At 69.5% G+C, this 15,230-nt stretch carries 10 protein-coding genes; 5 read left to right on the top strand and 5 right to left on the bottom strand.

Annotation, left to right across the window (positions count from 1 at the left end):
- Positions 1 to 107 precede the first annotated feature (107 nt).
- Positions 108 to 2,483 carry a CoA transferase gene (locus WG212_RS16470; protein WP_337188204.1) on the bottom strand — a complete coding sequence of 792 codons (2,376 nt, stop codon included), beginning with the start codon at positions 2,481 to 2,483 and terminating at the stop codon, positions 108 to 110.
- 238 nt (positions 2,484 to 2,721) lie between these two features.
- Between WG212_RS16470 and WG212_RS16465 the strand changes: the two genes are divergently transcribed.
- A complete protein-coding gene (locus tag WG212_RS16465) occupies positions 2,722 to 3,552 on the top strand; it encodes an enoyl-CoA hydratase-related protein (protein WP_337188203.1) in 831 nt (276 codons plus the stop codon).
- An 83-nt stretch (positions 3,553 to 3,635) separates the two neighbouring features.
- Here the strand turns inward: WG212_RS16465 and WG212_RS16460 are convergent, their stop codons facing one another.
- Entirely contained in the window at positions 3,636 to 3,956 is a 321-nt protein-coding gene (locus tag WG212_RS16460) for a 2Fe-2S iron-sulfur cluster-binding protein (RefSeq protein WP_337188202.1), read from the bottom strand.
- Positions 3,957 to 4,310: 354 nt separating this feature from the next.
- Between WG212_RS16460 and WG212_RS16455 the strand changes: the two genes are divergently transcribed.
- A complete protein-coding gene (locus WG212_RS16455; RefSeq protein ID WP_337188201.1) occupies positions 4,311 to 5,069 on the top strand; it encodes an SDR family oxidoreductase in 759 nt (252 codons plus the stop codon).
- A gap of 56 nt (positions 5,070 to 5,125) precedes the next feature.
- Here the strand turns inward: WG212_RS16455 and WG212_RS16450 are convergent, their stop codons facing one another.
- The 3 genes from WG212_RS16450 to WG212_RS16440 form a co-directional block, all read right to left on the bottom strand.
- Complete coding sequence (locus WG212_RS16450) at positions 5,126 to 7,834, bottom strand: TonB-dependent receptor (protein ID WP_337188200.1); 2,709 nt, start codon at positions 7,832 to 7,834, stop codon at positions 5,126 to 5,128.
- A 170-nt stretch (positions 7,835 to 8,004) separates the two neighbouring features.
- Entirely contained in the window at positions 8,005 to 8,793 is a 789-nt protein-coding gene (locus WG212_RS16445) for an SDR family oxidoreductase (protein WP_337188199.1), read from the bottom strand.
- A 110-nt stretch (positions 8,794 to 8,903) separates the two neighbouring features.
- Positions 8,904 to 9,854: a LysR substrate-binding domain-containing protein gene (locus tag WG212_RS16440; protein WP_337188198.1), complete on the bottom strand. Its 951-nt coding sequence runs from the start codon at positions 9,852 to 9,854 to the stop codon at positions 8,904 to 8,906.
- A gap of 176 nt (positions 9,855 to 10,030) precedes the next feature.
- Between WG212_RS16440 and WG212_RS16435 the strand changes: the two genes are divergently transcribed.
- From WG212_RS16435 to WG212_RS16425, 3 genes are read left to right on the top strand one after another with little or no spacing between them, the layout of a single operon-like run.
- Positions 10,031 to 11,152: an aromatic ring-hydroxylating dioxygenase subunit alpha gene (locus WG212_RS16435; protein ID WP_337188197.1), complete on the top strand. Its 1,122-nt coding sequence runs from the start codon at positions 10,031 to 10,033 to the stop codon at positions 11,150 to 11,152.
- A 55-nt stretch (positions 11,153 to 11,207) separates the two neighbouring features.
- Positions 11,208 to 13,790, top strand: coding sequence for a TonB-dependent receptor (locus WG212_RS16430; protein ID WP_337188196.1), 2,583 nt, complete (start codon positions 11,208 to 11,210; stop codon positions 13,788 to 13,790).
- Positions 13,791 to 13,798: 8 nt separating this feature from the next.
- Positions 13,799 to 15,220 carry an MFS transporter gene (locus tag WG212_RS16425; RefSeq protein ID WP_337188195.1) on the top strand — a complete coding sequence of 474 codons (1,422 nt, stop codon included), beginning with the start codon at positions 13,799 to 13,801 and terminating at the stop codon, positions 15,218 to 15,220.
- Positions 15,221 to 15,230 lie beyond the last annotated feature (10 nt).

The following is a 15,230-nucleotide window of genomic DNA, read 5'->3' as shown; positions in this document are numbered from 1 at the left end:
TCCGAGGTGTCCGCCCCGATGTTCCTCCGGCGGCCCCGCAGCCCCCCACGCCGGCAAGCCTGGCGACCGGGCTTGGGGACGCGCCGTCGGCCACCCCGGCGAGGCTCTCAGGCGACCTCCCCGGTGACGCCCTTTTCCCTCAGGCGTGCGAACGTGTCGGCATCCATTCCCAGGAGCTCGCGAAGCAGGGCCTCGCTGTGTTCGCCGAGACGGGGTGGCGGAGCCTGGGGCAGCGGGGCGCTTCCGGCGAAGCGCCATGTCGGACCGTTGTACATCTGGCGTCCCAGGTCGGGCCGCGAAAGCGGGCGGAACCATCGGCGCGCGGCGAGATGCGGGTCGTCCAGGCCTTCGCGCGGGCCCCGCACCACGCCGGCGGCCACGCCGCGCGCCTGCAGCCGCCGCATGAGGTCGTCGGGATCGAACGTGCGGGTCCACGCCGCGAGGTCGGCTTCGAGGCCGTCCTCGAACCGCCGCCGGCCTTCGAGCGTCTCGTATCGCGGATCGGCCAGGCCGGCCTCGCCCGCCAGCGCCCGCCAGGCGTCGTCGTCGTGGACGGCGATCGCGATCCAGCGGTCCTCGCCGGCGCAGGGAAAGACGCCGTGCGGCGCCATCCGGAGGCTGCGGTTTCCGACCGGGCGCGGTTCGTCGCCGACCTGTGCCTGAAGCAGGAACTCGCCGATGTAGCCGACCGACGCATCGAGCATCGCCGCATCGATGGCCTCGCCCCGGCCGGTCCGCTGGCGATGGACCAGGCTGACGAGGATCATCGCGGCCATCTGGAATCCGTCGATCGCATCGGCCTGGTAGAAGCCCATCAGGACGGGGTCGCTGTCGTGGTAGGCGTGCAGGCTGTCCCAGCCGGCCAGGGCCTCGATCGCCGACCCGTTCGTCTTGAACAGGCTCCATAGCCCGGTCTTCCCGAAGCCCGACGACGACAGCATGATGATGTCGTCCCTGACCTCGCGGAGACGAGGGTAGGACAGGCCGAAGGTCTCCATGACCGTGGGCGTGAAGTTCTCGGCGACGACATCGGCGTCCCGCACCAGGCGGAGAAAGAGCTCCCGGCCGTCGGTGGAGCGAAGGTCGAGCGTCAGGTCGCGCTTGTTCAGATTGACGCTGTTGAAGGACCAGCACCGGTTGGGCGGCGCGGCCTGAGGCGCCTCGAAGGCCGGCGGTCGCGTGGGGAGGGTGCGCCAGATATCGGGCCGTCGCAGCGACTCGATCTTCACCACCTCGGCGCCGAGGTCGGCCAGCAGCAGGGTGGCGAACGGGCCGATCCACGCCTGGGTGAGATCGAGGATGCGGACGCCGCACAGCGGCGGCCCGTCCGGATCGCCGGCTCGGGCGGGCGGCGTGCGCGGCGTCCACTCCAGGAGGTCGGGGGCGGATGCGACGGCCGGCGCGGGCCGGATCGGCGCCGGGGCCGCATCCTGAAGCACGGCGGGGGGGCCCGGGAAGCTCAGGCGACCGAGGCGCGGGTTGTCGCTCTCGCGGAAGAAGCCGCGCTCACGCAGCGGGTCGAGGTCGAGAAGGTCCGCCGGCCTCATCGCCTTGCCGCAGGTAAGGCCTCCGACCGTCAGGGCCAGGAAGAGGTCCTCGGCGCGCCACCGCCGGGTATAGGTCGCGAAGAAGGCCGTCGTCCTGCGGATCACGTCGGCCGGCGCGCCTTCGTAGAGATCGGGCGGAAACGCCTCCGGGGCGATCTCGAGGATCTCCGCCAGCGTGTCCCTCGAGGCCGGCGCGTTGACGGCTAGCGAGAGCCAGCCGTCGCGGCAGGGCAGGAGCCGAACACCACTCTCCGTCCCGCCTTCCCGCCCCCTTTCGCGGCCCGAATACTGGACCTGGAGGAACGGCGCCATGCTGGCCACGGTCTCCATCGCCGAGATCTCGACCCGCTCGGCGCGGCCCGTCCGTTCCCGCTTCAGCCAGGCGGCGAGGCCGGCGACGAAGGCGTTCACCCCCACGGCGTAGGCGGTCAGGCGCCCGGGCGATCGCAGGGGCGCGCGGTCGGGCAGGCCGTTCAGGGCGAGATAGCCCGAGAGCGCCTCCACCACGAGGCCGGGCCCACGGAAGTCGCTGTAGGGCCCCGAAAGGCCGAACGATGTGACCGAAACCACGCAGAGCGATGGAAACGCCCCGTCGAGCGCCGCAAGCGGCGAGACACCGAGGCGGCCGAGCGCCTCCGCGTCGAGGTCGGTCACCAGGATGTCCGCGGCGGCCAGAAGGTCGCGGAGAGCGGCGTCGCCGTCGATCCGCACGGCGCGCTTGTTGGCGGCGATCCACTCCCAGAGAAGCGACGTCGGCTTCCCGTCGCGGCCGTCGGCGAAGGGCGGATGGCTCCGCAGCGGCGAATCCCGACCCATTTCGACGACCGCCACATCGGCGCCCCAGGCGGCGAACTGCTTCGCGCAGTAGGCGGCCGGAACGCCGCCGGCGAGCTCGATCACCCGGATTCCGGCGAGGGGTGCGACGGCGTCGGTCACGCAGCTCCTTCCGTCCTGGCGCACGGGCTGCGATGCAAGACGCCTGTCATGGCGGCGACGCCTCCGTATGTCCCTGACCCTGCCGACAGGGTGTCAGAAGTCGCGTCGCGCACAAGAGAACCGGCCGCGCCGATGGGTGAGCCCTGCTCACCCGTACCGCGTGCCGGTTTTGCTTGTGGCCGCCTGGGCCCGATCCGAAACTCGGCTTGCCCCCGAGTGGGCGGCAGGGGGCCCCTTCGTGACCGATTTCCATGACATCCGATACGAGGTCGATGGCCCGCTCGGGATCATCACGCTGAACCGGCCCAGGTACCGCAACGCGCAGAGTTTCCGGACCAAGGACGAGATCGACCGGGCCTTCGACCTGGCGCGGCAGGACGCCGCCGTCCGGGTGGTGATCGTGCGGGGATCCCAGGGGGTCTTTTCCACGGGACATGACCTGGGCACTCCGGAAGGCCGCGCCTATCGCGAGGCGCTGGGCGCCCGGCCCGGCGTCGAGACCTACGACCAGTTCCGCCACTACACCTGCGACCTCGTCCTCAAATGGCGCAACTTCCCCAAGCCCACGGTGGCGATGGTCGAGGGCTATTGCATCTACGCCGGCTGGATGCTGGCGGCGGCCATGGACGTGGTCTTCGCCGCCGAGGAGGCGCAGTTCCTGGGCGGCTTCGTCGAATACATGTCCTTGCCGTGGGACATCGGGATGCGCCGGGCGAAGGAGCTGTGCTTCGAGAGCCGGTTCATCACGGCGCGGGAGGCGGCGGCCTATGGGCTCGTGAACCGCGTGCTGCCCGGCCCGGACCTGGAACGGGAGACCTATGCCTGGGCGCGCCGCGTGGCGGAGAACAGCCCCGAGGTGCTGCGCTTCAGCAAGGTGCAGATCAACAAGGCGCAGGACGCCCAGGGCTTCACCAACGCCATCCAGGACTCCGTGGGTGACATCCAGGCTCTGCTCAACCTCCCGGGTTCGGCCTGGCGGGAGGGCGACGGGCGGCGCGTATCGACCGTCGAACTGGCGATGAAGGGCCTGCGGGGCGAGCGGGCCGGCCAGACGCCGAACCGAGCCTGAAAGACGGCCCCGACGCGGCGTGCGCGCCGGGGCCAGGGTCGTCCGCGTCGCCGGGGAGGTGGCGGGCGCGGGAGAAATGCGGGTCAGTGCTGGCTTTCCGGCAGGCGCACGACCAGGCCGTCCAACTCGGCCGTCAGCCGGACCTGGCAGGCCAGCCGGCTGCTGGCGTCCACGCCCTCGGCGAACTCCAGCATCGACTCTTCCATCGGCGTTCGGGCGCCGGTCCGGTCGCGCCAGGCGCCGTCGATGTAGACGTGGCAGGTCGCGCAGGCGCAGGCGCCGCCACAGTCGGCGTCGATGCCGGGCACGTTGTTGCGGACGGCCGTCTCCATCACGGTCGATCCTTCGCGACCTTCCAGTTCGTGACGGGCTCCGCTGTGCTCCACATAGACGACCTTGACCATCGTTCCGACGCTCCACTGACAGGCGGGAGTTGTGGCGATCCGGACCCCTCTCCCACAAGAGAAAGCCACGTTCCGATCGGTGAGAACCACTCATGTGTTCGGCCGCCTGAATCGTTGGGCGGCCGTGAGAGGCGCGGGTCAGGACTCTCCGGAGGGAGTCTCATCAAATATATGTAAAATAACAGGTATCAAGAAATCCGTCTGGTGTTGACGTCGCCTCGACTGGCGAGGGGAGCGCGTTTCTCCAGGGTCAGAAATGATGAATGGATCGCGCGGATATGGCCGCTTCGGATGCTTGACGCCCCCTTCCTGCATAGTGTCTGCGAGCGTTCCGGACACAGCCCGAGGAGCGCCATGATGTTCGATCTCACCGGCCGCACGGCCATCGTCACCGGCTCGTCGCGCGGGATCGGGCTGGCCATCGCCCAACGGATGGCCGAGCACGGCGCCCGCGTGGTCATCTCGTCGCGCAAGGCCGACGCCTGCGAGGCGGCCGCGCGGGCCATCAGCGCCGAGCGGCCGGGCCAGGCTGTCGCGGTTCCGGCCAACATCTCGTCCAAGAGCGACCTGCGCCGGCTGGTGGACACCACCCGCGAGGTGTTCGGTCCGGCGGACATCCTCGTCTGCAACGCGGCCTCCAACCCCTACTATGGGCCGATGGCCGACATCGACGACGCGACCTTCCGCAAGGTCCTGGACAACAACATCGTCGCCAATCACTGGCTGATCCACATGGTGGCGCCCGAGATGAAGGCGCGCGGCGGCGGCGCCATCGTCATCGTCTCGTCGACGGCGGGCCTGCGAGGCACGGGTGTCCTGGGCGCCTACGCGATCTCGAAGGCGGCGGACATGCAACTCGTGCGGAACCTCGCCCAGGAGCTCTCGCCTCACAACATCCGGGTGAACTGCATCGCGCCCGGACTGGTGAAGACCGATGTCGCCAAGGCCCTCTGGGATACCCCCGAGGCCGAGCAACGCTCGAGCCGGGATACGCCCCTGCGGCGGCTGGGCGAACCGGACGACATCGCCGGCGCCGCGGTCTTCCTGGGGTCGCGGGCCGGCGGCTGGATGACCGGACAGTCCATCGTGATCGATGGCGGCCACACCGCCTGACGGAAGACCGCCCCGAGCGGACCGGCCCGGGGCGGCTGTTTCAGAGGAGGGCCGCGTCAGAAGCGCTTGGTGATCGACACGCCGTACAGTCGCGGGTCGAGGACGATCACCTCGCGGGTCGCGCCCACGTTCTCGTCGGCGATGTCGAAGCCCACGATCGTGTCGCTGTTCTGGATGTTCTTCACGAACGCCTGGATCGACAGGTCATGTTCCGGGAGATCCACGATCAGGCTGGCGTTCAGATTGTCCCACGCGCGGACCCTGTCGAAGGCGGCGTTGTTGTAGCGCATCATGGTCGAGGATTGCCGATAGTAGTCGCCCCGCAGCGTCGCGCTCCAGCCGTTGGCGAACACCCAGCGGTACTGGGCGCCGAGCGAGACCGTCCATGTGGGCGCATTGGGCAGGTCGTTGCCCTTCAGGTCCTGGATCACGCCTTCGCCGGCGCCGGAGGAATAGAGGGCGACGTCGGCGCCGTAGCTGTAGACGCCGGCCGACAGGGCCGCCGCCGTGGCGGGTGCGATCCCGGCGGTGGCCAGGCGGGTGGAGAGCGCCGCCGGCCCGCTGCACGCCACGGCCGCCAGGGCGGCGGGGCCCGCAGCCTGTTGCAGCACCGCCGCGACGCCCTGGGCGTTCAGGATGCAGCCGCCGGCGGTGGAGTTGCCGTAGATGTAGGTCGGGTCGCCCTGGGTGCGGTTGAACGTGTCGACGCCCCGTCCGTCCTTGATGCGGGTGTCCAGGTAGCCGAGATTGGCGTTGAGCCGCAGGCCGTCCAACGGCTCCCAGACGCTCTCGAATTCCAGGCCCTTGATCGTCGCGTCGACGTTCTCGTTGAAGATCGACCGGTTCACGCTGCGGGCGATCTGATAGCCCTTGTAGTCGTAGTGGAAGGCCGTGACGTTCAGCAGCAGCCGGCCGTCGAGCAGCGTGTTCTTGGCCCCGACCTCGATCGCGTTGACGAATTCGGGGTCGTACGAGGCGGCCAGCCCCAGCGCGACGACGCCGGGCGGGTTGAAGCCGCCGCCCTTGTAGCCCTTGGCGTAGGACGCGTAGACGAGAGTGTCGTCGGTAAACGACAGGTCGGGGGACCAGTCGACGTTGAATCGGCCGGTCAGTTCCTTGAAGCGGACATCCTGGTACGGCCCGAACAGCGGGCCGCGGCCCGCCGCGAACAGTGTGGCGCCGGAGCCCCGCGTGCGCTTCTTGTCGTCGGTGTAGCGCAGGCCCACCGTCACCCGCAGGTCGTCGGCCGCCCTCCAGTAAACCTCCCCGAACGCCGCCTTCGACGTGAGGTCGTACTCGGTCTCGTTCACGAAGTAGTTGTGGCCGGTGAAGTCGGGGTTGCTCAGCGGATCGACATAGGCCGCCGGGTTGATCACCCGCACCGCCGCCGTGGCGATGTTCGACGCGAAGTAGGCGATCGAGGTCGCCTTGTAGTCGAGGTAGATGCCTCCGACGTTGAAGTTGATCGGCCCGTCGAAGTTCGACTGCAACCGCAGCTCCTGGGTCCACTGCTCGGCGTGGCCTACGCTCCCCGACTGGCTCTGGGCGCGATCGGTCGTCCCGAACTGGCCGTCCGTCAGCAGGCCGGCAGGCGCGAGCGGGGAGGGGGCGAACGGGACCGAGGCGCGCACGGCGCCGAAGTCGCCCAGGCTGTAGGTCTCGTTCTCGTTGTAGCTGGTGAGCGACGTGATCTTGAGGGCGTCGGTCGCGTCCCATTCGAGGTTGAGTTCATAGATCTCGGCCCGCGGCCTGTAGACCGGCCGCCCGTAGACCTCGGCTTCGCGGAGGTCGCGGGAGATCGTCTTGCCGCCGAACGCATCCACGGTCTGGAGGCCCACCTGCCGGCCGATGATGCCCGGGAACGTGGCCAGGTAGTTGGTCGACCCGTAGCTCGCGTCGTCGAAGACCGACACCGGCAGACAGCCCGAGGTCAGCACGGCCTGGGCGACGCCGGTCGGCACGCCGCGCACCGACGTGAGGCCCGGGTCCTTGGCGCAGAGTTGCTTGCGCGCGCCGCGGGTGTCGTCTTCGGCGAAGGAGTCCCACAGCAGGAATCCGCGGAACCGTTCGCCAGGCTCGAAGGCCAGCGTCACGCGGCCGGCCCAGATCTGGCGGCTGTCGATGTCCTGGCCGTTCAGGGTGTTGGTCGTGTACCCGTCACGATCCAGGCCGAAGGCGGCGACACGCAGGGCGACCTTGTCCCCCAGCGGAAGGTTCAGGAAGCCCTGGTGCTTCATGCTGTTGTAGTTGCCGAATTCGGCGGTGACATCGGCCTGGAAGTCGCCCAGCACCGGCTTGTTGGTGATGACGTTGACGACGCCGCCCGTGGCGTTTCGCCCATAGAGCGTGCCCTGGGGGCCGCGCAGCACCTCGACGCGCTCGACGTCGTAGAACTCGGCGTCCGCCGCCCGGTTGGAGGTGAGCGGCACGTTGTTGTGGTGGATGCCCACCCCGTCGTCGCCGCCCGTAGCCACGAGCTGGGCGCCCACCCCGCGGATCTGGAAGTTGGTGCGCTGCGAGCGGCGGGTGAAGGTCAGGTTGGGGACCGACTGGACGAGGTTCCCCGGGCCGTCGATGCCCTGGGCCTTCAGCGCCTGCTGAGAGAACGCCGAAACGGCGATCGGCACGTCCTGCACCGACTGCTCGCGCTTCTGCGCGGTGACGATCAGTTCTTCGAGAATGGAGTCGCCCTGCGCGGCGGCGGCCTGCGGGAAGGTCGCCGCGAGCACGGCCGTCGACGCCGAAACGAGCCAGATCCTGGCCATCTGAATCCCCCTTTTGCTGCAAGACTCGGCTCTCTGCGGTTGGAGCCGTTGGCGCTTCGCATCCACCGTCGGACGCGAGCTGAACCTCGCCAGCAGGCCGGCCGGTCACAAGCGAAACGCGTGATCGCATGGGTGACGGGGATTCACCGATCCCCTGGCGGCGGCGATGATCAGGGGTTGCGCGACAGCATCCGCGCACGCAGCTTGCGCATGCCGCCCAGCCACCGGTCGTAGTCGGCCGCCTTGCGCTGCATGTAGCCCGCGACCTGCGGGTGCGGCAGGATCAGGAAGCGTTCGTCCTCCAGGCCCTCGATCACGCTGTCGGCCACCTCCCGGGGGGTGAGGACACCGTCGGGCCGATCGGCGCCCTGCCGGCTGTTGCGCAGCATCGCCGTGTCCACGCCCTGCGGGCAGAGGATCGAGACCCCCACGCCCTGGCCGCCGTGGGCGATGGCGATCGACTCGGCCAGGCCCACCGCGGCGTGCTTGGTCGCGGAATAGACCGTGCCGCCCACCTGCGAGAGCAGGCCCGCCGCCGAGATCGTCTGCAGCAGATATCCTCCGCCACGAGCGACCATTCCCGGCAGAACGGCCCGTGCGGCGTACACATGGGCCATGACGTTGATATGCCAGAGCCTGTTCCAGGTCTCGTCCGGCGCCGAGACGGCCCAGGCGGGGTCGGGGTCGGCGTCACCGACCCCCGCGTTCGAGCAGAACAGGTCGATACGGCCGTGGCGCGCCTCCACCTCGTGGACCAGGGCCTCGATGGCGGCGCGGTCGGCGACATCCAGGGCGTATGCCGCGCCGCCAACGGTCCGGGCGACGTCGCGGGCGCGGTCCTCATTGCGGTCGGCCACGGCGATGAACGCCGCGCCTTCCTCGTGAAAGCGGTGGCAGAGCGCCGCGCCGATCCCGTCGGCCCCGCCGGTGACCACCACGACCTTGCCCGCGATCTTCATCTTCCGCTCCGCGCCGCCGCCTGTGCGATTGCCCGTCGGGTGATAGGCGCGGGGGTGGGAGCAACAAGCGAAACGGGCGCAGCGATCGATGAGTCGCGCTCATCTCGACCTCAATCCTCGGCGAACTCGCTCATGATCCAGCGCCGGAACGCGCGAAGGCCCGCCCGGCCCTGGTCGTTGGGCCGGTGGACCAGCCAGTAGCTGCCGTTGGGGTGGCGGATCGGGATCGGCTGTCGCAGAGGCTCGCCGTCCCGCCGTTCCGAGACCAGCGGCTCCAGTCCCATCGCCACGCCGATGCCCTGCTCGGCGGCCTGGAGCGCCGTCGTGTAGCTGTCGACCCAGAGCGTCTGTCTGGGCTTGATCTCGCCGACGCCGGCCTCGCTGAACCAGAGCGGCCAGGCCAGCGGGTAGGTCGTCACCTGGATGAGGGTGGCCCGCTCGAGGTCCTCCGGCGCGCCCAGCTTCAGCCTCTGCGCCATCTCGGCGGTGCAGACCGGCGTCGTGAAGATGTCCATGAGGTGCGTGGCGCTCAGGCCCGGCCAGTCGCCGTCTCCGGGACAGATGGCGGCGTCGAACAGTTCGGTCTCGAAGTCGATGCCCCGGCTGACGTTCTCGATCGAGATCTCCACGGAGGGATTGGCCGTGACGAATCCGCCGAGCCGCGGCAGCAGCCATGCCGAGGCGAAGGCCGGCATGACCGCCAGCTTCAGCCGCGTATGCGACGGCGAAAGGTCCTTGTGCGCCGTCGCGCGGGCCAGTTCGGTGAACGCGCCCGCCGTGATCGCCGCCAGCGCCACGCCGGCCCGGGTGGGCCGCACCATCCGGTTCGCGCGGGTGAACAGCCGGTCTCCGATCACCCGCTCCAGGTTGCGTATGCGGTGACTGACCGCCGAGGGCGTCAGGTGAAGCGCCGTCGCGGCCGCGCGGAAACTGCCGAGCCGGACGGCCCAGTCGAACGCCTGAAGGGACAGGAGCAGGGCCGAGGTCAGATGTGTCGGCGCGCGGGGCGCCTCGACCGCGCGTTGCTGGCGGGGAGACGTGGATGTGGGGTTGCTGGACATCGGCGGCAAACGGAGCCGGGCCGGGTCCGCAGGTCAAGCCGGCCCGTCGCCGGGGCCCCTCCATAGATGAGCCGGGCTCAGCTATTCCGCCGCCTGTTTCGCTTGTCGCTCAGGGCCTTCTGACGCGTTCTCGGGCCATTGTTTCAACACCCGAGTTTACAGGGGGACGGCCGCGAATGACGACGCTGCTCGCGGAGACCGAGGTCGTCGCCCGGGTCTTCGACCATATCGACAACGGCACCACCGACCTCAGTTCCGACATCTGGCGCGAACCGGTCGCGAACTATCTCGCCGCCGAGCGGTTCGAAGCCGAACGGGCGCTCATGCGGCGCATTCCCGTCGCCTTCTGCCCTTCGGCCATGCTGCCCGCGCCGGGCTCCTACCTGGCGCGGAACGCCGCGGGCGTGCCGCTGGTGGCCGTTCGCGGCGCCGACGGCGTCGTGCGCGCCTTCCGCAACGCCTGCCGGCACCGGGGTGCGCAGGTCGCCTGCGGCGCGGGCCAGCAGAAGTCGTTCGTCTGCCCTTACCACGGCTGGACCTACGGCCTGGACGGCGCGCTGCGCGGCATCCCCGGCGAGCATGGTTTCCCAGGCCTCGACAAGGCGAGGCATGGCCTGACGCCTGTCCGGGCGTATGAGCACGGCGGTCTGATCTATATCAACCAGGAGCCCGGGGATCGCGACGACGCGGCCTATGTCGCGACCTTGCCCACGCTGTTCGGGCCGACCCACGAGCTGATCTCGGACGTCCTGCGCGAGACCCAGGCCAACTGGAAGGTCTGCGCCGAGGGCTTCCTCGAGGGCTACCATATCTACGCGACGCACAGGGACACCTTCTACCCGGCGCAGTTCGACAACCTGGCCCTGGTCGAGGCGTTCGGAGCCAACAGCCGCGTCACCTTCCCGTACCGTACGATCGAGCGGCTGCGCGGCGCACCCGAGGATACCTGGGACACCGAGAGCAAGCTCACCTACCTGTACCACCTGTTCCCGAACGTGATGATCGCCACCCTGCCCCGGCGGATTCTGATGGTGGTCCTGGAACCCGTCGCGCCGGGGCTCACCCACTACCACCGCTACACCCTGGCGCGCGCCGAGGATCTGGCCGTCCACCGCGAGGCGATCGACAAGGGCATCGCGTTCGGGCTCGAGGGCGAAAAGGAAGACCGGATGATCGTGGAGTCGATCCAGCGGGGCCTTTCCAGCCGGGGCAACGAGACGTTCGTGTTCGGCCGGTTCGAAGGGGCCATCACCCACTTCCACAGGACCCTGCACGCCGCGCTGGCCGATACGGCCTGACCACGTCCCCGCGCCGCTGCGGGGCCGAAACCAGACAACAACTAAGGGGGAAGCCATGCGGAAACAGTCCGTCCAGGGGCCATCGCGCCTTGCGTTCCTGATGACCGGAGTCGCCCTCGCGGGAGCCGCGACGCCGGTTTGGGCCGAAGGGGCCGATGCGCCGCCCGCGGTCGAGGAGGTGGTGGTCACCGCCCGCCGCATCGACGAGAACATCCAGAAGGTGCCCGTGGCGGTCACCGCCATAGGCGGCGAGGCCGCGAAGGAGCGCGGGATCGTCAGCGTCACCGATGTGATGTTCGCGGCGCCTTCGGTGCAGATGACGACGGCCCTGGGCCGGCTCTCGGGCGCCTTCTCGATCCGGGGCCTCGCAGGCGGAACCCAGGTGTACTTCGCGGAGATCCCGGGCGGTCCGACCGAGAGCGCCGCGCCCTTCTACGACATCGCGAACGTCCAGGTGCTGAACGGGCCGCAGGGCACACTGTTCGGACGGGCGAACACCGCAGGCGCCGTGCTGGTGACCCCGGTGCGCCCGGACCTCGACAGCCTGGCGGGATCGTTCGACGTCGCCCAGGGAAACCGGGGGCTGAGCCGCATCACGGGCGTGCTGAACATCCCGATCGTCAGGGACGAACTGGCGATCCGGATCGCCGTCCACCGCAATCACCTCGACGGCTATACCAAGGCGCTCGGCAGTTCGGCGCGGCTGAACGAGACCCACACGGAGAACGCCAGGGTCAGCGCCGAATGGCGCAAGGGCTGGTTCCGCACCTATTCGGTGTTCGACTACTACGATGTCGACCAGGCTCCGAGCGCCCCCATCCTCTCGGCGATCAATCCGACGCTCGGGCTGTTCAACCTGCCGGCCGACATCAACGCGCCCAACGGGCTGACCGCCGGGACCGCCGCCTTCGGCGCGGCCTGCAACCAGGCGGTGGCCGCGGGCCTGTCGCCGAATCTCAACGCCTGCATCGACCAGCGGCTGCGGATCGCGGCGACGTTCCGCCCGGCGCTGGAGGCCGAGTTCGCCCGTACGAGCCAGGGCGGCGACGCGGTGCGTTCGACGCCGCACGATCCCTCGCTGGATCTGCGCGAGACGCTGCGCAAGCTCACCTTCGTGAACCAGTCGGAGATCGACTTCGGCAAGGTGGGCTTCACCACCGTCACCCTGCGCAACATCTTCGGCTTCCAGGCGGCGAAGGGCGCCACGCTCTGGAACACCGACGGCCTGGGCGGGCTGATCCAGAACACGCTCTCGGTCTCGCCCGCGTCGGCCTACGCCTTCACTGTGTCGGGCCAGCAGGTCGGAAACCGGGTCGTCTTCGGCGTCGGCCCCTACCAGAAGGTCTACACCAACGAGACCCAGCTCCGCGGCGAGGTGGGCGAAGGCCTGCTGGTCTGGAGCCTGGGCGGCTTCTACCAGCGCGCGCCCGGCGTGCAGAACCCCGACGGCGTGCGCAACATGAACCGGGTCAACTCAGGCGTGACGCTGGCGACGCTGGGCTACAATCCCTCGTTCCCGTTCCCGGATGGCGGCCTCACGACCCAGCGTGCGGTGAACGCCCAGGGCACGCTGGACATCGGCGGCGTGGCCCCGTTCCTCACGGCGCTGCACCTGACCGGCGGCGTGCGGAAATCGTGGGACCGGGCCGAGGTGCTCTCGCGCACCGCTCTGACGGACATTCCGACCGGCCGCATCGTCCCCGGGGCCCGGACGCGCAGCTTCACCAAGAGCGACGGGTACAATTCGACCCTCTCGCTGGACGCCCAGGTCACCCCCGAGCTGCTGGTCTACGCCGCCACCCGCAAGGGCTACCGGCCGGGCGGCGTGAACCTGGGGTCCCTGGCCATAGGCCTGCCGAACTTCACGCCCACCTACGCGCCGGAGTCGGTCCGTGACTACGAGTTGGGCGCCAAGTACGACTTCCGCCTGGGCCCGGTCGTCGGCCGGCTGAACGCCGCCGCCTATTCCACGCGGTACGGCGACATCCAGCGGACCTTCGCCGCCTCGGTCAACAACATCGCCGTGAGCTACATCGTCAACGCCGCGGCGGCGAAGATCGACGGCCTCGAACTGCAGGGCCAGTTCATGACGGGGCCCTGGAGCCTGTCGTTCAACTACGCCTACGCCGACGCGCGCTTCACCGACTATACGGCCGCCGACCCCTTCGGCCTGATCCGGCCTGGCGACGCCCGCTGCCTGCCGCAGTCGACGGCCGCGCTGTGCCTGCTGGATCTCTCGAACAATCCGTTCGCCAACGTCTCCAGGCACCAGGGCAGCACCACGGTGAAGTACGCCCTGCCCATCGACGAGCGGCTGGGCGAGGCCAGCGTCCAGGCCACCGTCTACATGCAGTCCCGCCGCTACTTCAGCGACACGGCCGAGCGGACCGTGCAGCAGTATGGAGAGGTCACGCGGGACGCGATCTCCCAGAAGGCGTTCGAGCGCATCAATCTGCGCGCCGACTGGAAGCGCATCGGCGGTGGAAACGTGAGCGCGGCGCTCTTCGTCAACAACCTGACGGACCGCAACTATGGCCTGACGACGATCACCCAGCTCCACTCGCTGGGGAACTCGGTGAAGATCTACGGCGAGCCGCGCACCTATGGCGTCGAGCTGCGCTACGCCTTCGGCGAGTAGGCTCCGGCATGTCGCAGGGCGTGGGACTGGGGTTCCGGACGCGGCTGATCTACGGCGTGGGCGAGGTCGGAGAAGGCATCAAGAGCGCCGCGCTCGAGACGTTCCTGTTCTTCTTCTATGTCCAGGTCGTGGGTCTGCCGGGGACGCTGACCGGGGCGGCGCTGTTCATCGCGTTGATGTTCGACGCGGTCTCGGACCCGATCGTGGGCGACTGGTCGGACCGGGTGCGCACGCGGCTGGGGCGGCGGCATCCGTTCCTCTACGCCGCGCCGGTCCCGCTCGCGATCGCCCTGGTCTGCCTGTTCAGTCCGCCCGACCTGGCGACCTTCCCGCTGTTCCTGTGGCTGACCGGGTTCACGATCCTCGCGCGGCTGACCATGACGCTCTACTTCGTGCCGCACATGGCGCTGGGGGCGGAACTCAGCCGCGACTTCGCCGAGCGGGTGGCGATCGGAGGATCGAGGGTCTTCTTCGGCTATGTCGGACGCCTCGTGGGCATGGGGCTGGGTTTCGCGGTCTTCTTCGCCAACCGCGAGGGCTTCGAGAACGGCCAGCTCGACCCGTCGGCCTATCCCGCCTTCGCCGCCGCCCTGGGGCTGCTCGTGATCGTCTTCGTCATCGGTTCGGCCCTCGGCACCCAGAGGGTCGCGTTGCGCCTGGCCGCCGAGCATCCGGCCAGCGCGGCGAAGGGCGACGGGGGCCTGCTGCGGGCCTTGGGCCGCGCGGTGCGGTCCCCGTCGTTCCGGGCGCTGTTCGGCGCCATCCTGATCATGTCGACCTACAACGGCGTCCAGGGCGCGCTGGCGCTGCACATGAACACCTACTTCTGGCGGCTGCCGCCGGGCGAGGTGCAGTGGATCTTCTACGCGTCGATGCTGGGCTTCATGCTCGGGGTTCCGCTGGCGCGCCCGGCCGCGCACCGCCTCGACAAGAAAGTGGCCTATGTCGGCAGCATCGCCGGCGCGGTCGGGCTGGGCGTCGGTCCCACGATCCTGCGACTCGTCGACCTCGCGCCGCCCAACGGAGCGCCCGAACTGCTCGCCCTGCTGATCGGCGCGGCGTTCCTGTCGGGCGCCATCGGCTCGGTTTCGGTGGTGGTTTCGGCCGCGATGGTGGCCGACCTGGCCGACGAGTACGACCTGAAGCACCGCGGCCGGCCCGAGGGCCTCTTCTTCGGCGTGGTCGCCTTCTGCCGCAAGGCCTCGCTGGGCGTAGGAGGGGCCGTGGCGGGCGTCGTCATCGACGTGATCCGCTTTCCGCAGAAGGCCGAGCCGGGCGCCGTGCCGGCCGACGCGCTGGAGCGGTTGGGGATCACCTACGGCCCCTGCGTGGCGGTGGTCGTCGTCTTCGGCATGCTGCTGATGATCCCCTATGCGCTCAGCCGCAGCCGGCAAGCCGAGGTCACCCGCGCGCTGGAGGCCCGGGGGTGACGCCGGGGGC

The organism is Phenylobacterium sp. (assembly GCF_037189685.1).
Lineage (GTDB): Bacteria > Pseudomonadota > Alphaproteobacteria > Caulobacterales > Caulobacteraceae > Phenylobacterium.
This window is presented reverse-complemented; position numbering and strand designations above follow the sequence as displayed.